General features: G+C 40.6%; 14 protein-coding genes and 2 tRNA genes. 5 read left to right on the plus strand and 11 right to left on the minus strand.

Going from position 1 to position 19,613, the window contains the following annotated elements; genetic code table 11:
* Positions 1-45 precede the first annotated feature (45 nt).
* Together mutY and ACRWQN_RS15310 are read left to right on the plus strand one after the other, a co-directional pair.
* Positions 46-1,164 (plus strand): A/G-specific adenine glycosylase, encoded by a 1,119-nt coding sequence (gene mutY, locus ACRWQN_RS15305; protein ID WP_434938702.1) that lies wholly within the window; start codon positions 46-48, stop codon positions 1,162-1,164.
* 2 nt (positions 1,165-1,166) lie between these two features.
* On the plus strand, positions 1,167-1,442 hold the full coding sequence (locus tag ACRWQN_RS15310) for an oxidative damage protection protein (RefSeq protein WP_226414073.1): 276 nt from the start codon (positions 1,167-1,169) through the stop codon (positions 1,440-1,442).
* A gap of 288 nt (positions 1,443-1,730) precedes the next feature.
* Here the strand turns inward: ACRWQN_RS15310 and ACRWQN_RS15315 are convergent, their stop codons facing one another.
* Both ACRWQN_RS15315 and ACRWQN_RS15320 read right to left on the minus strand, forming a co-directional pair.
* A complete protein-coding gene (locus tag ACRWQN_RS15315; protein ID WP_434938704.1) occupies positions 1,731-2,321 on the minus strand; it encodes a YceI family protein in 591 nt (196 codons plus the stop codon).
* A 30-nt stretch (positions 2,322-2,351) separates the two neighbouring features.
* On the minus strand, positions 2,352-2,906 hold the full coding sequence (locus ACRWQN_RS15320; protein ID WP_434938705.1) for a cytochrome b: 555 nt from the start codon (positions 2,904-2,906) through the stop codon (positions 2,352-2,354).
* A 384-nt stretch (positions 2,907-3,290) separates the two neighbouring features.
* Here ACRWQN_RS15320 and ACRWQN_RS15325 point away from each other — a divergent pair.
* Positions 3,291-3,366 (plus strand) — tRNA-Phe (locus ACRWQN_RS15325).
* Positions 3,367-3,373: 7 nt separating this feature from the next.
* A tRNA-Thr gene (locus ACRWQN_RS15330) sits at positions 3,374-3,449 on the plus strand.
* Between the two features lie 294 nt (positions 3,450-3,743).
* On the opposite strand, the gene nagP is transcribed toward ACRWQN_RS15330, so the two are convergent.
* The 6 genes from nagP to ACRWQN_RS15360 all read right to left on the minus strand — a co-directional run bounded on the left by nagP (position 3,744) and on the right by ACRWQN_RS15360 (position 12,610).
* A complete protein-coding gene (gene nagP / locus ACRWQN_RS15335) occupies positions 3,744-5,048 on the minus strand; it encodes an N-acetylglucosamine MFS transporter NagP (RefSeq protein ID WP_434931407.1) in 1,305 nt (434 codons plus the stop codon).
* Positions 5,049-5,206: 158 nt separating this feature from the next.
* On the minus strand, positions 5,207-6,367 hold the full coding sequence (gene nagX / locus ACRWQN_RS15340; RefSeq protein ID WP_434938707.1) for a transmembrane glucosamine N-acetyltransferase NagX: 1,161 nt from the start codon (positions 6,365-6,367) through the stop codon (positions 5,207-5,209).
* Positions 6,368-6,421: 54 nt separating this feature from the next.
* Entirely contained in the window at positions 6,422-7,612 is a 1,191-nt protein-coding gene (gene nagA / locus ACRWQN_RS15345) for an N-acetylglucosamine-6-phosphate deacetylase (RefSeq protein WP_434938709.1), read from the minus strand.
* Between the two features lie 35 nt (positions 7,613-7,647).
* Positions 7,648-8,649, minus strand: coding sequence for a glucosamine-6-phosphate deaminase NagB-II (nagB-II, locus tag ACRWQN_RS15350; protein ID WP_226414053.1), 1,002 nt, complete (start codon positions 8,647-8,649; stop codon positions 7,648-7,650).
* A 100-nt stretch (positions 8,650-8,749) separates the two neighbouring features.
* Entirely contained in the window at positions 8,750-9,655 is a 906-nt protein-coding gene (nagK, locus tag ACRWQN_RS15355; RefSeq protein WP_434938711.1) for an N-acetylglucosamine kinase, read from the minus strand.
* Positions 9,656-9,922: 267 nt separating this feature from the next.
* Positions 9,923-12,610 carry a family 20 glycosylhydrolase gene (locus ACRWQN_RS15360; RefSeq protein WP_434938713.1) on the minus strand — a complete coding sequence of 896 codons (2,688 nt, stop codon included), beginning with the start codon at positions 12,608-12,610 and terminating at the stop codon, positions 9,923-9,925.
* A gap of 594 nt (positions 12,611-13,204) precedes the next feature.
* Here ACRWQN_RS15360 and ACRWQN_RS15365 point away from each other — a divergent pair.
* Positions 13,205-14,107 carry a sulfite exporter TauE/SafE family protein gene (locus ACRWQN_RS15365; RefSeq protein WP_434938715.1) on the plus strand — a complete coding sequence of 301 codons (903 nt, stop codon included), beginning with the start codon at positions 13,205-13,207 and terminating at the stop codon, positions 14,105-14,107.
* A gap of 114 nt (positions 14,108-14,221) precedes the next feature.
* On the opposite strand, the gene ACRWQN_RS15370 is transcribed toward ACRWQN_RS15365, so the two are convergent.
* The 3 genes from ACRWQN_RS15370 to ACRWQN_RS15380 form a co-directional block, all read right to left on the minus strand.
* Positions 14,222-14,923 (minus strand): SapC family protein, encoded by a 702-nt coding sequence (locus ACRWQN_RS15370; RefSeq protein WP_434938717.1) that lies wholly within the window; start codon positions 14,921-14,923, stop codon positions 14,222-14,224.
* A 187-nt stretch (positions 14,924-15,110) separates the two neighbouring features.
* Positions 15,111-16,634: a tryptophan halogenase family protein gene (locus tag ACRWQN_RS15375; RefSeq protein ID WP_434938720.1), complete on the minus strand. Its 1,524-nt coding sequence runs from the start codon at positions 16,632-16,634 to the stop codon at positions 15,111-15,113.
* 75 nt (positions 16,635-16,709) lie between these two features.
* The gene (locus ACRWQN_RS15380) at positions 16,710-19,322 is read right to left on the minus strand and encodes a TonB-dependent receptor (RefSeq protein ID WP_434938722.1); all 2,613 of its coding nucleotides are present in this window, start codon (positions 19,320-19,322) and stop codon (positions 16,710-16,712) included.
* Positions 19,323-19,613: the final 291 nt, after the last annotated feature.

Below are 19,613 nucleotides of genomic sequence, written 5' to 3' on the forward strand. Positions count from 1 at the left end.
TATATAAACCTTGTTTGATTATAGGCGTATCGCTACACTGCCCGCATGAAAATAGCAGCCACTTTCGCTGAGCGTATTATCGCTTGGTATGATGTTCACGGTCGTAAAAAATTACCGTGGCAGATCAATAAAACCCCATATAGAGTATGGATTTCAGAGATAATGTTACAACAAACCCAAGTTGCAACAGTGATCCCCTATTACGAAAAATTTATGGCAAGGTTTCCTACCGTTGTCGATTTAGCAAATGCGCCACAGGATGAAGTGCTTCATCTTTGGACCGGCCTTGGCTATTACGCCAGAGCCCGTAACCTGCATAAAGCCGCTATTCATGTTCGCGATGTGTTTAAGGGTGAATTTCCCATTGAATTTGAACAAGTGCTAGCATTATCGGGCATTGGCCGTTCAACCGCTGGAGCCATTTTGTCATTGTCACTTGGCCAACACCACCCTATTTTAGACGGCAATGTTAAACGCGTATTGGCTCGACATGGTGCTGTTGAAGGATGGCCCGGACAAAAGGCCGTTGAACAAGCCCTGTGGCAGTTAACGGAACAGTTAACCCCAAGTGATGATGTGCAAAAGTACAATCAAGCTATGATGGATTTAGGCGCTAGCATTTGTAGCAGAAGCAAACCTCAATGCGCATCTTGTCCAGTAGCCATTGATTGTATTGCTCAACTTAGTGGCAAACAAAGCCTATATCCGGGTAAAAAGCCTAAAAAGACGATCCCAACTAAACAAGCTTGGATGCTGGTCATGCTTCATCAAGGCCAAGTACAATTAGTACAACGTCCACCTACTGGTATTTGGGGCGGATTGTGGTGTTTTCCACAATTTGATGACCAAGCATCAATAGAGCAGTATTTAGCGTTACAGTCGCTGCAAAAATCTGCCATTGACTTAGTCGGTTTTCGGCATACATTTAGTCATTTTCATTTAGATATTCAGCCTATTATGGTTGAAGTGTCTACTCAAAATGACGTTAGAGTCCCACAGGAATTTACTGGGGTGATGGAACAAAGTCCACCACTCTGGTATAACATCAAGCATCCAGCCAAAGTCGGATTAGCCGCCGCAACAGAAAAGATTCTTGCCAATCTTGGTGCGGTGTTAAATCAACAGTCTGATTCTGTCGCTTCCCCCGTTCACGTTAAGGAGTAAACATGGCTCGCACGGTAAATTGCGTTCATTTAAACAAGTCAGCTGATGGCTTAGATTTTCAACTTTATCCAGGCGATCTGGGTAAACGTATCTTTGATAATATTGGCAAAGAAGCGTGGGGTTTGTGGCAGAAAAAACAAACCATGTTGATCAATGAGAAAAAACTTAGCATGATGAATGTTGAGGACCGTAAGTTTCTTGAAGAACAAATGGTTAACTTCTTATTTGAAGGCAAAGACGTTGAAATCGAAGGCTATGTGCCACCAGCCGAAGATTAATTCAATTCGTTCTGCTTTTGATTAAAGGATAAGTTATTTACTTATCCTTTTTTATTGATGCTATTCCGCGGCTAGAGACCTCCTTCATCTATGTAACCTTAAACGTGCCTGTATCAACAAAGAGCTCACTACCCATTCCCTAGCGTTAAATATAATGACTGATATTTATCATCACTTGATATCTGCAGTAGTTTAATTGATCAAATAAAAACGGCCTGTAATCTAGATTACAGGCCGTTTCTGATACTAAAGCAGCCAAACTATTACAGATTAGCCGTTATATCTTAATTATGACTTCTTGATCCCTTCAACAACTAATTCAAGCTCGACATTGGCAGATGCAGGGCCCAGATCCATTTTTATACCGTAATCTTTCATTTTAAAGCTGGTTGTACCGGTAAAACCTGCACGGTATCCGCCCCATGGGTCGTCACCTTCGCCAATCATCACCGCATCAATCACTATAGGCTTAGTCACGCCGTTAAAGGTAAAATCGCCATTAACAACAAACTTACCCTCGCCTTTATCTTCTACCGACGTTGATTTAAAACTAGCCTGCGGGAATTTATCGGTATTTAAAAAATCAGCGCTACGTAAATGCTTATCACGCTCAGCATGATTTGAGTCAACGCTAGTGGTATTGATGTTTACTTTAATATTACCTTTGCCGACATCTTTACTGTCGAAGCTAAAATCACCAGAAAAATCATTAAAGCGCCCCATCACAAAGCTATAACCTAAGTGGCTTACTTTAAATTGAATAAAAGCATGGGCACCTTGGGTATCGATAACGTAATCAGCTGCGTTGGCAGTACTTGTGGCAAACATAGGCGTTAGCATTGCCGTGCTCATTAATGCTGCTATTAGATGTTTTTTCATGTTAATCCTTCCTTTGTATAAATGATTTGGTCATTGTTTACGCTTAACCCATAACATACGAGTTAAGGTTGAATCTTTATCAATAAAGTGATGTTTTAACGCACCGACTGCATGGACTATTACCAGAGTAATTAAACTATATGCTGCATATTGATGGAACAGTCCGGCTAAGTCAGCCTGGTCGGTAAATAGCTCGCCGACACCGGGTAACTCAAACCAGTTAAATACCCATATTCCACGTCCATCAGCGGTCGAAATTAATATTCCTGATACCATAATGGCTATCATCAGGACATAAAGTAATTTATGTGCCAAATGAGCGCCCCTTTTCTCCCAAGTTTTATGGGTTGAAATGGGATTAGGTTTTACGGTTGTTGCTCGCCAAAAAACTCTGATAAGAGTTAAAAATAATAATATAACTCCGACACTTTTATGAATATCTGGTGCGGTTTTGTACCAACTACTGTAATAGGTTAACTCTACCATCCAAAAACCTAGGCCAAATAATCCTATGACAGCAATGGCGGATAGCCAGTGAACTAAGATATTAAGCAACCCATATCGAGTCGAAGTATTGTTTAACATAAACAGATCCTTGTTTTTTACTCAGTAACTGCGACTAAAACGAATCTAAACAGTCTACTTACTATTTATTGAAATAAAACCTCTAAAAATTGTTAAAATCATTCTAATAAATAGAACTATTGTAAAAGATTGATATTTACCCGCTAAATACCAGCTAATAACTCTATCTAAATATTCATTTCAGCTTATGTTTGCCTTAAAAATCCGCAATAGTATTTAAAAAAACACCATCTTGCGCACAAACTAACCGAACGAGTAAAAACTTTTAAAAACCACTTGCACGATAAAAACCATCACTATATTATGTGCGCACTCCAGACGAGACAAGCCTTACTTAGTAAGATTGTTGAGTGTGAAGTAGATAACTAGACACTTAGTTTAGTTGCCCGAATAGCTCAGTCGGTAGAGCAGAGGATTGAAAATCCTCGTGTCCCTGGTTCGATTCCGGGTTCGGGCACCACAATTTAGCCGGCATAGCTCAGTTGGTAGAGCAACTGACTTGTAATCAGTAGGTCCCGAGTTCGACTCTTGGTGCCGGCACCATAAAAAACAAAAAAGCCACTCAATGAGTGGCTTTTTTGTATCTGAATATTAGCGATTTAATTAATCCTTTTATCTCAAGCATAGTCTCAGCCCGCCTATCACTGTATCCCCCTTCATCTAAAGCATTAAGCATAGAAAGTATCAATAATATAGCAAAACACATCGAACCATCAGCTGATACTAAAACTGCAGCCCTGAATCTTATTATTCGGTTCGTTACTCATTATTTGATGAAATAAAAAAAGAACGCTCATGCGCTCTTCTTTATTGTTAGCAGGACTTGATAATAAAAAGCTATCTCCAACTTTTCATTTTATAGCCTTTAACTGCATAGAATAGGATGAATAAGTAACATGGGAACATCACCATATAACCGCCCTGCATACCTAATGAGGTTGCAGAACTGGTTAATCCCCAAAATAGTGGTCCAAAAGCGCCACCGGCAATACCCATAATTAATAAGGCAGAACCCGTACTGGTTAACTTACCCATACCTGACAATGCTAATGGCCATACCGCAGGCCAAACAATAGCATTAGCCAAACCTAAAAAGGCAATCATCAGTAAAGTATCAGGAAGCTGAGCACCACCAAATGGGACTAATAATACATTGGCAATAGCATAGGACTGACTGTCACCAAATACGATGCCAGCGGTTAACACTAATCCCAAAATAGCACTGACCATTAGTGCGTTAGGCTGTGAAATAAACCGCGGGATACAAATGATACCTAAAGTATAACCGAACACCATACACAGCATAGTATATGAGGTCATTACACCATAATTTTCAACGCCCAGAGTTAATGCAAAGGTACCAATAGTGTCACCAGCAATCACTTCAACGGCAACATAGACAAATAAAGCAACAACACCTAATGCTAAATTAGGATGGGCCAAAGCTTGTTTGATTTGACCTTTTTCAGAACCTTGTTCTTGCTCATCTTTTTCAAGCTCAGGCAGTGGCGATTTCTTAACTGCTATAGCTAAAATACCAATGAATATAGCCATGCCTAAGTAAGGATAAATCAAGCTATTAGCCATTTCATCAATTTGAATTTGGCTTAGTTCAGTACCAACACGATCCTTAAAACTGTCTAAGATTAACGCTGTGAATACCATAGGCGCAATCACGCCCGCGCCTTTATTCAAAATACCCATCACACTGACGCGAGCAGCCGCTGATTCTTCAGGGCCTAGGCGAACTACATAAGGATTTACCGCAGTTTGCAGTAACGTTTGCCCCGTCCCCATAACTAGCTGCGCAAGTAAAAATAATACAAAAATTTGCGTTTGTGCGGCAGGAATAAACAATAATCCGGCTAGCATCATGATCCCCATACCTAATGCCATGCCATTTTTGTAACCCACTTTACGGATCACCCAGGCAGAAGGTAATGCGGTGAAGGTTACCGCAATGTAAAATGAGAATAATATCAGCGAGGCTTGAAAGGGAGTCAGTTGCAAAATTTGCTTAAGGTATGGCATCAAAGAGCCATTCAACCATGTGGCAAAGCCAAGAATAAAAAACAGCACCGCGACAATTGCCATAGGGACAAAACTGCTTTTAGATTGTTGTTCTGTTGTTGTCATTTCCATAAACCTGCTCATTATTTTTATTTATAGGGCCTTTGTAGTTTGAATAATCTAGATATGGATTGAGTCACATATAGACTATCTTGTTCGATAATAGAACACTTTAACCACCAAGACAACGCTGTCATTTATAACTAGTTGCAGCTAGACCTGCCTTTAATTTAAATTCGAATAAATATATTACGACGATACATCCACCATAAAATTAACCATTGCACTGTGATAAAACCCACCACACCAACAAGCGGCTGGCTTGCTGAAGGGAATGCTTGAATAACGCCGCCAAACACACTGCGAGTAATGTACTGCCAATCAATTAAACTTGAACCAAGGTAAATAATAATTGCATTGGTCCCTATCACGACAAATACAAACGACCACCTCTGCCATTTCAGCACATCGATAATGGCGTAAAATAACGCTAAAAAGAGTAAGCACCAGCCAGAGGTAACCAATACAAAGCTAGGGGTCCATAAGTCTTTATTGACCGGAATTAGCGGGTTTAGCAACCAGCCTAAAGCTAACAACACCAACCCTGAAAGCGCCATAATCCCAACTTTTGCCCAATCGCCTTTATCATGCGGTCTAACAATAAATTGCCCAACAAACACACCGACTAACGCATTGACGACAGCGGGCAAGGTTGATAACACACCTTCAGGATCGAGTGCCCTATGCTGATAAGCAATACCTGGGCGAAACAAGCCATCGATATAAGCATTGATGCTGCCATCCATAGTAAAAACACCAGCTTGACCACCAGGAAAAGGCATAAAACATAATAATAATGAGTAGAAAACGAGTATACCTACAGCGGTAAAAATTTGAGTTCGTAATGAAGTATGCCAAACTAAAAATGCCGCTAAAAACCAGGCGAATCCAATACGCGCCAATACACTAGAAAACCGAATTTGTTCAGGATCTGAAGGGATACCCGCTCCCCAACCATGGTTGTAAAGTACCCCAAGAGAAATCAACAACGCTAAACGCTTGACCGCATGTCGATATAAAGGCATTCGTAAATGATAAGGAAGCTTATCTAATCGCTTGGGCGATAAGCCTAGTGCCACACCTGATAAGAAAATAAATAGCGGGAAGATTAAATCATATAGGGTGAAGCCATGCCATTGACTATGTTGCATTTGACCTGCAGCTAGCTGCCAACCCGCCCAACCGGTTAATGCAAACATGGCGGCAAATAAACCTTCGCCACCAATAATCCAAAACATATCAAAGCCACGTAAAGCATCAAGGGACTTTAGTCTTGGTTTATCTGGCTTGGTTTGTTCACTATGTATTCTAGTAGCGGGCTTAACAGACATACTGGCCTCTATTGTTATTATTATCGAGAAGCTGAAACTGAACGAATAAATCGATTACTGGGCAAAAACAATTTTGCCACCAATGTAAGTTCGAGTGACCAGATTTTTTTGATTAAGTAATACCAAATCAGCTCTATATCCAGGTTTAATAAAGCCTAAGCTATTTGATAAACCTAAGTTACTTGTTGAGCCTGGGCCGCATTCTAAACCAAGGAACTGAGCTGGATATAATGATGCCATGCGCAATGCTTCACCATGGGATAAGCCCAGCATGCTGACACTGTTATTGACGGCACCAACCATATCTAACACACAACCCGCCAGCTCGCCTGTTGTGGCATTAAGTCGATCGCCTTGACGTACTACTTTTATGCCAAATAATTCAAAACTTGCATCTTCGCTCATGCCAACTGGTGGCATAGCATCAGTGACTAACATCATTTTGCCGCGTGGTTTAGCATTAATTGCGATTCTGGCTGCAGCACTGTGTACATGATGCCCATCTACGATAAGACCACACCAGGCATCCTGGCTTTCAAGTGCTGCGCCAACCATACCCGGTTCACGTGAACCTAAAGCTGACATGGCATTGAATAAATGAGTAAAGCCAGTAGCGCCAGCATTTAGTGCTGCAACAACCGTGTCATAATCTGCATTTGAATGACCAAGACATACTCTGACGCCTGCTTTAACTAGACTTTTAATCACTTGAGTTGAAACGTTTTCAGGCGCTAAGGTAACCACTTTAATACCCAGATCTTGGCGGCTAAATATAGCCAGCTCTGCATCACTGATATTGCGGATATACTGCTGGGGATGAACGCCTTTTTTAGGGATGCTCAAATGCGGCCCTTCAAAGTGAACACCTAATACACCCGCTTTATTTTGCTTAATAGCAAGCGCAACGGCATCAGCCGCTTTTGCCATCACTTCAACATCATCAGTGATTAAAGTCGGTAGAAAACCTGTGGTCCCAAACCTTGCATGGGCGCGGCCAATTGTTTCAATGCATTCAACATTGGGCTGGGCATTAAATAATGCCCCGCCACCGCCATTAACTTGAACATCAACAAACCCTGGCGTTAGCGTACCCGCTAGCTTAGAGATGGTATTAGGATCAATATCAATGTCTATAGCTTCAGCAGATTCAACTACGATAATACAGCCTGCTTCGATAGTGACCGCCATATTTTGATGAAAATCTTCTCCATCGAATAATCGCTCAACAATCAGGATTTGTTTCATAATGCTCTCGTTTTATTTTAGTTTTATTAAAGATATTACAGTGTTTGTGTCACTTTCTTTAAGCCAGCAGGTTGGTCTGGATTAATACCGCGAGCAATAGCAACAGCGGCTACATCAATATAAAAACGCTGTAATAACGCTAAAGGTGCAACACGAGGGTGAATATCTGCTGCCGTTTGATTCAAATGAACTAAATCAGCACCACGTTGCTTAACGTTATCAATTTGCTCTACATGGCTTGCGTAAGATTCATCATTAATACACACATCTACAATTGCCAGTTTCTTTTCAACTAAGGTTACTGGGCCATGTAAAAATTCAGCACTACTGAAAGCTTCGGCATGGATTGAACACACTTCTTTCATTTTTAATGCTATTTCTTTTGACACTGCATAACCTAAACCACGGCCGAGTACGACAAGGTTTTTAACGCCATCTAATGACTCTGCGGTTAATTGTGGTTCAGCATCAACAGCGGTCTGTAACGCCTGTGGTAAAGAGTCTACCGCTTGTGCTAAGGACTCACTTTGAGTCCATTTAGCGGCAACTTGTAAAATGGCAGAAAGGGTCGCTAAATAACTTTTAGTGGCCGCAACGGCTTTCTCTTCACCTGCGCGCAATGGCACAACCACATCAACGATATCTTTAATTGGCGCAGTTTCATCATTCACTAACGCGACACAGTATGCGCCAGCATTTTTAGCCATTCTTGCTTGGGCAAGAATATCAGGGCTACGGCCAGATTGTGAAATAACAATCACTAAACCGCCTTCAAGTTGTAACGTTTTACCATAAACGCTTGCCACAGATGGCGCTGCTGCAAATGTTGGAATGCCAGCTTCAATTTCAAATAAATATTTAGCAAACACACCTGCATGATCAGATGAGCCTCGGCCAACTATCATGACAAATTTTGGTTTAAATTCTCGTAACTTTTCACCCAGTAATGTCGTAATGCTTTCATTCGCTTTTAATTGCTCAGCTATTTTTTGAGGGGCTGTGCGAGCTTCTTGTTCCATGATGGTATTAGTTGTCATAATAAACCTTTATACAAAATTGTTATGTCATAACCAGTAACTTATTTAAAAAACTTGATTTAATTACGTGTCTTCAAACAGTTAAATCAAGCTATTGTTATTAAGCTACCGACTGGGTTTTAAATTGTTTTTGAGCAAATAAACACGCGCCAAATTCAGGCGGAGAAAGCGCAGGGGAAACCTTGTCCGCTACATCGTCATCTAACCAAGGCAGTAAAGGTTCAGCTAATCCGCCAATCATTGAGAATCTGCTAGGATTAATCGTGAAAAGTCTTCGGGCAAGCTCACTGATATAACTGGCTCCCTCTTTAACGATAGCCGTAGCAACGTCATCACCGTCATGGGCACTTTCTATCACTAACCGGGCTAATTGGGCGTAGACACTTGATGACTTACCCGCAAGATTTTCAACCAGACCGATAGCCTCTGAAACATTGAAGTGAGTCAGTAACTTTTGTGTAAGCTGAGTGTTGGTTGCAAATCCATCAAGGGCGAGTAATACATGTTCGGCTGCTTTTAAGCCCAGCCATGCGCCACTGCCTTTATCACCAAGGGCAAAACCATGTCCACCTAAGCTGATGCTCTGATGGCCGACATGGGCATATCCGCATGAGCCTGTACCGGTAATAATCACGGCGCCGTCGGCACCATTGTGTGCGCCAATACAAGCAGTATGCAGATCAGTTGTTAAATACATGGATTTAAATGGATGTTGCCAATTTGAAATTTGATCGTAGAAATGACCCACATTGACGCCAGCAAGACCTAGACCCGCTACAAGTTGGCTACAGGCTTCAACGGATAAACCTGCATCGGCTAAAGCAAGCTGGGTTGATTCTGTTATTGATTGAAAAGTTTGCTCTAAGCCATGTAATGGATTAGCCCGGCCTGAGACACCAGTGCCTAATAGCTTATAATCTTCAGTATAAATGGTTGCGCGACATTTACTGCCACCGCCATCGATGCCAATGTAAAGCTGCGAATTGCTAAGCTGATTTTCACCCATGACTTCCCTCTCGGTATTCAGTTTATGGCTACTATTTTTTTGATTGTATTCGAGCCAATGAATAAGTTAAGGCTATGTTACACTTAAAATGACAGCGTTGTCATTTGTTTTTTGCGTAAAAATATCACACCAAATAGAATTTAAAACTTAACCATTTAAAAACAATATGATAGATGGATAATAGAGAGGTATAAACTTGGCTTTCTAAAATAAAAAAGTCGCCAACAATGTCATTGCTAGCGACTTTTTAAGTAAACAAGACAACAACTAATTCACAACTAGAGTGCGCCCTTTTCGCTTACCGTCAGGTGTAATCGCACGAACTTCAACCGGGCCTTTAATCGCTACAGGGCTAAGATAAGACTGCCACGCTTTACCTTGCTCTTGATATTCAATTTGCAGACCAGGGAAAGCAATATTTGCCGTTAATACGCCTTTGTCATCAATAATTGCACCTACTGTAGGCACTCGATATTCAATACCTGCTTTATCAAGTTTAGCTAATTCTTTGTGGCCCAAATGATTAGCCATTTTTTGCCATTCAGTCGCCTGTTGCTGTCTCATTTGTGCACTAAAGTGCTGGGTAGATTGGTTATATAACGCGCCATCATGTTGATACGGAACTTCCCATTCAGGTTTGTTCCACGCTCTTTCTGCCAGCATTAACAATCTTGGGTAAATCATATATTCAACAGTTTGATCGCTACGTAATGTTTCGCTCCATAACTGTCCCTGAATACCATCAAAGGCTTTTCCGGCAACAATAGGGCCACTGGTTTGCTTTCCATTTTCATCTACTTGAGGACGATCATCAGCCTCAAATGGGTTACCTTCAATATCTAACCACTGTTCAGCATTGGCAGGTAAATTACCTGGCATGAAACTGAATATGTGTCTGCTATTTAAGCCTCTAGATGCCCAGTAATAACCATGCTCTTTTGGATCGGCTTCATAAGGGAAATCAAAATAAAGCACTTCTGGATTTGAAAGAATCGTTGTCCAACCATTGTTAACTTGCTGATGAGCACGCTGATAGCCCTTATGAGATACCACATCCCAGACATTACTTTGCGAGTTAGACGGCATATTCGCTGGATTAGTATGGCTCATACCATCGCTCCAACCTGCTGGCTGAATACCTTTTTCAGCTAACATATTCGCTACGCGCTCAATAAAGTAAGGACCCACTAGCTTGATATCTGTCACGCCGTATTGGTTATTGGCAATAAAATCATGACAAATAGGTGATTCTAACCAGGCGCCCGCGGTCTCATCTGCGCCAATATGGTAAGTTGTTAAAGGCTGTCCCGCTTGGGTGTGCAGGGCTGCTATTTCGGTAATCACTTTATCGACAAAATGATAAGTCGATTCCATACACACGTTCAGCGTGTTGTCGTCATAATACTGTACCGAAGAATACTGGGTGGTATCATTAGGGTCTGTGAGCACGAACTCTTTTGCGGCTTGCTCATCGCCCTTGGCCATAAGGTTACGGTATCGAGCATCCATTGATTTAATCGCGGCGCGTGAATGGCCAGGCATATCCATTGACGGAATCACCTGAATTTGGCGCGCATTCGCATACTGAAGAATGTCAATATAATCAGCTTTTGTGTAGTAACCATTCACTTTGGTGTCAACAAAAGGTCCACTGCCTAATTGAGGTAAAATACAGCTTGATTCGGTTACATCATGGCATCGCTTGCTGCCAATATCCGTCAATTCAGGTAAGCCATCAATCTCTAAACGCCAACCTTCGTCATCACCCATATGCAAATGTAATTTGTTAAGTTTATAGGCGGCCATTTGATCAAGCAGATCTAACAGGAATTGTTTACTGTGGAAATTACGCGACACATCCACATGCATACCACGATATTGATAACGTGGGCTATCATCAATTTTCATCGCATTTATGGTTAGATCGTTTAAATTAACCAGCGAGGTTATTGACGCAATACCATAGCTAAATCCACTCGATTCGCTGGCCTTAATCACAATGCCCGAATCAGCAACCGTTAGCTGATATGAGCCAGCGTTTAGGTTATCAACTGGCGATAACGTTGCAAATGAGACTTTTACGCCATTTTCTGATTGTGGTACGCCAATGCGTTCTAGGCGGGCTAAAGCCGCTTGAATGTCATCAACATTCAACTTTGCATCAGTGACACTTTGAGTGTCTAAGGTGATCCCTTGAGACAAAGATACCGCTTTGACGTTATCTAGCAGGACTTGTGTTTGAGGTGTGGGTAATAAAGAATTTGCGATTAATGCAGGTGCAACAGATACAGATTTATTCTGTTCAAATAACACAGCGGGTTTTGCCCAAACCAATTTATCTTTATCGCTACGCTGATATTGTCTTTTAGCATCAACAAATGCTTCGACGTATGGCCTAACTTCCATGCCCGTGTCAGCATCAATTTCAACACGCGTACTACTAATGATCTGTGGTGCTAGCTCAATACCTTTAGCGTCTTTAGCAACGATATAGTAATTAGGCATAGCGTCAGTTTCTGATAATTGCCATAACTCGCCACGAAAACGTACTGTTTTTACGTGTCCTGCTTTAAAACCAGTAAATTGGTCGGTTGGCGTTAAACGGTGAAGATCGCCTTTAACACGCTCAATATTAAACTCATCGTTCAGTACCGTTTGAACTGGACGCATTTGGCTAAAATAGATTTCCCAATCACCATTCAGCATATCTTTTGGACTAGTGAAATCAATCTCAGCAATAAAACAACGCTCATCAGCTTTAGCATCTGCAGGGCATGCTTCTTCTGGTAAATTGGAGACTAAACGATATTTAACCATCAGTTCATCTGCAAATTCAGCAAGATGACCTTGCTGCCAGGTGGCTGTTGCTGAAGTAGATACAGTCGATTGTGATGGAGAGCATGCAGTCAAACTTAATGACATCATGATGGCACTGAGCGCCCAAGTCGTTTTCATAGCGTCCTCGTTATAAATTTTGTTTTTATTAGGGCTTATTTAGTGTGGCCGATTGATATCATAACCAATAAATACTGAGGTTAGGCTACTGCCTATAAAATAGTATCCTGCTGGTTTGATTCAGCACACCACATTGTAAAATGAGTGCTTGATAAATGTTCAATGTTAAATTTAAGGAAAAAAAAGCTGGGACATAAATCAGTTAAGACATGTTCCCAGCCTATACTCGTTTCTGGGGAGAGACTAAAAGTATATTAAAATGGAAAATGATATCTCGCCCGACCGAGAAACCATTATCACTCATGAATTGGAGACCTCTTCCTATTCATGTTGACCTTAAATAACAACGTTACCTACAAGCAATGACAACGCTGTCATTGCTTAAGTTACCTAATAAATGGCGAGAGATCTACATCTTTTTGACACAATTTTATTAACTCAATATTAAAAAAACACTAACCAATTAAGAATCAGCTAGTTACATTAACCGTGCTACACCTCTAATACCACAACAGATTGTTAACATAGTACGATGACATGTTATCTACACACTGATAGGATTAATCCACTTTCCTTTACGCTGCACTTTTTTATATGCCTATGAATCGTCTAATTGCCAAAATTCCACTTACGAGTTTAATTATTACAATTACCTTATTTAGCTCGTGGGTGTTATGGGCTTGGCACACACCCAATATTTCACAGCTATTGAATAGTCATAGTGTTTTTACACTGCTAGGAATATGTGGAGCTATATTTGCTAATGCGACAGGAGCGGGAGGTGGTGTAATATTTATTCCTGCATTTTCTGCATTAGGATTTAGCCCCGAAGAAGCGATATCAACCTCATTTCTGATCCAATGCTTTGGCATGACAGCAGGTGCATTAACCTGGTGCCATCATTATATAAAACAACATCATCATAACAAAACCTGGCATGGCTTCAGTACCATGATCATCTGTTGTTCGATATCCTCTATTGCAGGTTTATGGTGTAGTAAACTAATGCACATTAACGCTCCTGCATCTTTACATATCAGCTTTAGCCTATTTTCAATCATTTTAGGCAGCATTATCATTATAAACAGCCTAAAAAAAACCAACAATGGCATCGCGACTCAGTTTGAGGCCAAACCTTTATTCGACTGTGTCTTATTATGTTGCATAGGCTTTATCGGTGGCATTATTACTGCTTGGTTATCTGTTGGCGTTGGAGAGATAGCGGTGATTTACTTAATGCTGCGGGGATATTGCACCAAACTGTCAATAGCGGTAGGGGTTGTAGTCAGTGCACTCACTGTTTGGTCGGCAACACCTATCACCTTAGGGCAAGACTCATTAGCCAATTTTGAGGTGTTACTTTTTGCAGGGTCTGGGGCATTAATCGGTGGATTGCTAGCCAAACGGGTCGCACTGTTTTTTTCTGTTGTGAAACTTAAGTTATTTTTTGCGGTATGGATAATTTTAACTGGAACGATAATGTTGTTTATTGCTTAGCTGTAAACAGACTCCTCCGTATTCACTGAGTTCTTCCCGAGGATTTAGCGGATTTTAGAGGATATTAATTAAAATGGCGCCTTATTAGCGCCATTTTATTAGCAATATTAAAACTTAACGCCCTAATACTTCCATACGCGCTAAACGGTTAACTTGGTTTAACGATCCTAAATGACCAAAAATTGGACCTAATAATCCACGCTTTTTAAGCTCTAAAAAGTCTTCGTCCGAAAGTTGATTTAGCTTCTGCTCATCGATCAAATACAGACCGTTAATGTTACGTTTCTCACCTGCAACATCAACTGTAAGTGTTTGGCTAACAAGCAGTTCTTTTTCAGCTAAGAATCCTAAAATACCACGGGTAGCCTGATCTTCTTCAAAGTGCGTAATTAGCGCTTTTTTGCGAGACTCTAAAAATGGGGTTTCTTTATCACCTTCAAATAACGCTTGTCCTTCGGTTTTACTCACGTCCTTCGCTTCTTCACGAATTCCTATCCAGACTTTATCTTTAACGTCAGGGTTTAATATTAAACCTAATGGATAGTCACGAACCACTGCGGGGATATATAAGCCTAACCACTTGCCATCTTTTACACTTAAGTTTTCACCAGGCTTTAAACCTAACATAGCAACAGATTGAAACTCACCAGTATCACTGTTCTTAACAAATACGATTGGATACTCAGTTGCCGCTCTGGCAATCTCGTGTAATGTAACAGGTACAATATGCTGGTCTGCAACGTGAGAAAAATCACTAGGAATGATTTTTAGATCACCGTGCTTAGTATGATCAATTAGAGTAATTTGGTTAGACATCTTGGCTCCTTGAGGCGCTTCTCATTAAATATGGCTATGGTAATAACAACTTTTGAGGCTTGTTATAATATGTTTAAAATAAATTAGTACTTGAAACTACCAAGATACTCAGATTTTTCAAGCGGGAACTGAGCTTATCGAGATAACAATGTGTTAACCGCTTAAATATCCATCAAAAAATATATTTTTAGATTTTTTGTAAACCATACTGGTGAATTTTTTGCAGTAACTCTCTATGTGCAGGTAAATGTCCACTCAGTTGTTTACCTCTTAATGCTATCTGCGCCGCATGTTGTTGAGCTACTTGCGCTGATTTAGGTGTTAATTGAGGCGCTTTGGTTTTGTACTTCATCCCGTACAATACATAGAGGTAATTCTCGACATTAAAGACTTCAAACTTTGAAAATAAATCTTCACTCAATGGACTATATTGTTGCCATAAAGCGAGCTTTTGTTGCAGCCCTTCAGGGATAGTTTTAGCGTCTTTATTATCCATCCAAAAGTCTGAATCCGTTCTATCGGATAAACAATAATGCATTTTAGCAAACTCAACTACCCTCTCCCAAGCATATGTCATGGTGTGATTAAAGCGCACTGATAAGCTTTCGCACTGGCTGCTATCGGTAGGGAAACGGCTAGCTAAATACCCAGCAGCAAAATCGGTTAGCATAATCGAAGTGGCTTCAATTGGCTCTAAAAAGCCTTGAGCTAACCCCAGTCCGACACAGTTTTTAGCCCAAAATTGTTTTCGATAACCCACTTGCATTGGAATAGTGCGATAAGAATATTGGTCTAAGTGGCCGTTAAGATAACGATTTAACTTTTGCTTTGCTTGCTCATCATCAAGATGCGAATTGGAATACACTAAACCAATGCCCCGGCGATTTGTTAAAGCAATATCCCAAATCCAACCGGCTTGATGCGCTGTCGCTTTGGTATAGGGTGGAATAATGGCTTCAGGCTCAGTAGGCACTTGCACAACAACCGCTTTGTTAATGAACAACTGTTGTGACTTATCGACAAATGGCACTTTTAACGCTTTAGCTAACAACACAGACTCAAAACCGCTGCAATCTATATAAAAATCGAATTTTTGTTCACCACACGTATCTAATATTAAGCCATCAATACTGCCATCTTGACTTAAACGAGTGTCCTGTACATTAGCTACAAGATGCTTAACAGCAAATTTTTGCTTTGCGTTGTCAGCGAGTAACAGCGCAAACTTAGCCGCATTAAGATGATATGCATATCCTTGTACCGCCTGATATTCAGGGGTAGTGATCAATTTAGGTGCTAAATTAGCTTCACAAACAGCATGCTGACTTGACACAAAATCAGCATAAGCCTTAGTTGAGCCTTGAAGCCAAAAATCAGATAAGTCATCACCCATTGGGCTTGGTGGATCAAAAAGATGATGGTAGAAATTATTATTTCCATGACTTTTTTTGTCTAGCCAATTTTGAAATTTGATCGACTGCTTAAATGTTACATCACAGCGCTTAATAAATTCAGTTTCACTAATGCCAAAGCTTTGTAATGTTTTACGTATGGTAGGAACGGTTCCCTCACCTACGCCAATGGTTGGAATATCTGGCGACTCAATTAAGGTAATTGATACATTCATATGAAGTAACGCCTTACCAAGATGATTTGCCGCTAACCAGCCAGCTGTGCCACCACCAATAATCGCAATTGATTGAATATTCATAAGACCTCTGGAAATATAACAAAAAGCCCAGCAGAAGCTGGGCTTTAAAGTTTTATAATCAACTATATTATTTGATTAGAAACGGAACGCAACACCCACTTTATAACGAGCTTCACCTTCAAAGCTCCAAACTGGATAATCAGCTTTGAACTCAGGGATAACTTCAGCATCTAATGGCGCAACACCCGTTTGGATACTGTCTTCTTCAGTTAAGTTAACTGCTTCAAACGTCACATCCATCCACTCTGTCACACTGTAAGTTGTACTTAAATCAAGTGTGCCATAGTCTTGATGTTGACGGTTACCATAGAAACCTGGTAATTCGCGCATCATGTACTCGCTGCGCCAGTTATAAGCTAAACGGGCAGAGAATGCATCCATTTCATAATAACCGACTAAGTTAACAGTGTGCTTAGAAGAATCAGAGAACACGCCCACTTGATCAGGATAGTTTTCAGCAGGAGAACCTGCATCTGCATAAGTATAGTTAACAGAATAACCTAAACCGCTGTCATAAGAGTCTTGTAGTTGTAATTCAAGACCTTCAATACGACCACCGGTAGCATTGTATTTCTCGCTAACAGTCCAACAGTCATACACACCAACACCACAAGCACTTTCACCTTGGGCAATTAAATCATTGTCATTAATACCAATTTGTTGATTCAACTTCTGACGAGTAGAAATAAACGAATTAACATCTTTGATAAAGTAAGTTGCAGCAGCTAAGCCAGAATCACTGAAATACCACTCTAAGCTTAAATCAGCTTGAGAAGCTTTAAACGGGTCTAATGATACTGCACCACGGTTAAGCTTTTCATTACCAGGAGTACCATCATTTAAGCCAGGTAAAGTCGAGGTAGCAAATAATTCAGCGTAGTTAGGACGAGAAATAACTTGTGATGCTGAGGTACGTAGGATTAAGTCTGGTGCTAAGTCAAATGCCACGTTAATGCTTGGTAGCACGTCGCTGTAGCTTGATGAATCGGTCGACAATGCATCAGCAAACTGACCCGTGCTGCTCAAATCATAATAATCTGACTCAACGTCGGTAGAAATATAGCGTAAACCAAAGTTACCACGGATACCTTCTGACTCGAAGTTAGCCATTGCATACAAAGAAAGGTTCTTCTCGTTCAGAGTACCATAACCAGATTTATCACGTGTAAAGCCATCAATTGCCGCTTTAGCATCATTAATCATGTTGTCAAAGTTTGGTCTAGGCAAAGTAAAGCCTGCACCTGAACTCATAGTACCATCGTAGTAGTATGATGCATCACGCATTGCAATATCACCAACAATTGCAGCATCAGTTTCTTGGGTTACATCATGATCAGCATAGCGTAAACCGGTTTTAATCGATGAAATCGCACCTAAATCAGTTGGTACAGTGATATCAAACTGTGCATAGGTCTCTTCATCTGTGTTAGGTTGTTTCTTTAACGCCCAACCCGCACTAGATAATTGGCCATTATAATCACTTGCAGCAAAATCTTTCTTAGCAATATCAATATTAATAATATCGCCAGTTGCATCATAGTGACCTGCGAAATCGCCAGGTTGACCAATAGAGCCACCATAGTTAGACGTTAAGCTAGTGCCACCGTCAGCAGTAGTATTACCTACGCGACCTTCAAGTTTGAAGTTATCGTTGTTGTAAGTGAAATCGAAATCAATAGTATCTGAATTCATTTCAGCTTCACGAGCCCAAGCTTGGTTCCAAGCAAAACCACCAACACCTGAATGAGTGATGTCTGTACATACACCAGCAGCATTTGTTTGGTTACAGGTGCTTTCACCCTGTTGAGTTGGGAATAAGAAAATTGAGGTGTTAGCATTGTTTGCTTGTAAGCTTAAACCTGTGTAGGTTAAACCAAACTCTAATGCATCGCTTGCTCTATATTGAGCTGCAACGTTCAATGCTGTGCGTTCACGGTTTTGTTGGAATGTTGAAGGAACAATTTCCCCCCAACCTAAAAGTGTTTCAATACCGTTACGTTGATACTGTGTATTAGCACCGGCACCAGAGATTAAGAAACCAAAGTTTTCATCTTCATTTTTCCAGCTATATAAGCCAGATAATTCAGGGTCAGTCTCTTCTGAAATAGTACCGTAATCGCCTTTAGCACTGATAAATGCAGTATTTGCATCTAAGTCTAACGGCTTACGTGTTTTAACGATAACTGTACCGCCGATACCACCTTCTGGTAAATCAGCTTGTGAAGACTTATACACTTCAATACCACTCACCATTTGTGGTGGTAATAAAGAATAGTTAAAGCTACGGTCAATCGCTTGTTGATCAAACCAGCCTGTTGAAGCAACTGAGTGACCATTTAGTAGTGTGCTAGTCAATTGACTTGATGCACCACGGATTGAAACCTGTTGGCCTTGACCAAACTGGCGGTTTACCGCAACACCAGGGATACGGCCTAATGATTCACCAACGTCACCGTCAGGGAATTTACCGATATCTTCTGCAGTCACAGCGTCAACCACAGAGTTTGAAAATCGCTTCTCATTAACAGAAGCTTTCATCGATGCACGCATACCACGTACTTCAATTTTCTCAATGTTGTCATCAGCAACAGCTTCGTCTGCAGCATAAGCGCCAACAGATACAACACTGCCAAGTAGGATTGCGATGTTAGTCGCTAGTACATTTTTTTTAAAGGTAGATGGTCGCATCTTTTTTTCCCCTTCCATAACTTTATTATCGTTTTAGAGTTCATAACCATTCCGACGGAATGACAACGCTGTCATGTCTAGAGCAAACATTACACAAAAATTAACAGTCACGCCACAACAAAATAACTATTCAAGCTATTTTTTTACTGTGTTTTTGTCTGATAAATAGAACAAGAGTTAAATAATCTTATATAAAACATGAGAGTAAAGAATGTAAACATAATGTAAAATCACATTCTGTTACCTTTTAAAATAGAACAGATCCTACCTGTTATAAATTGGTGATTGCCT

The organism is Shewanella sp. HL-SH8 (genome assembly GCF_051165765.1).
GTDB lineage: Bacteria > Pseudomonadota > Gammaproteobacteria > Enterobacterales > Shewanellaceae > Shewanella > Shewanella glacialimarina.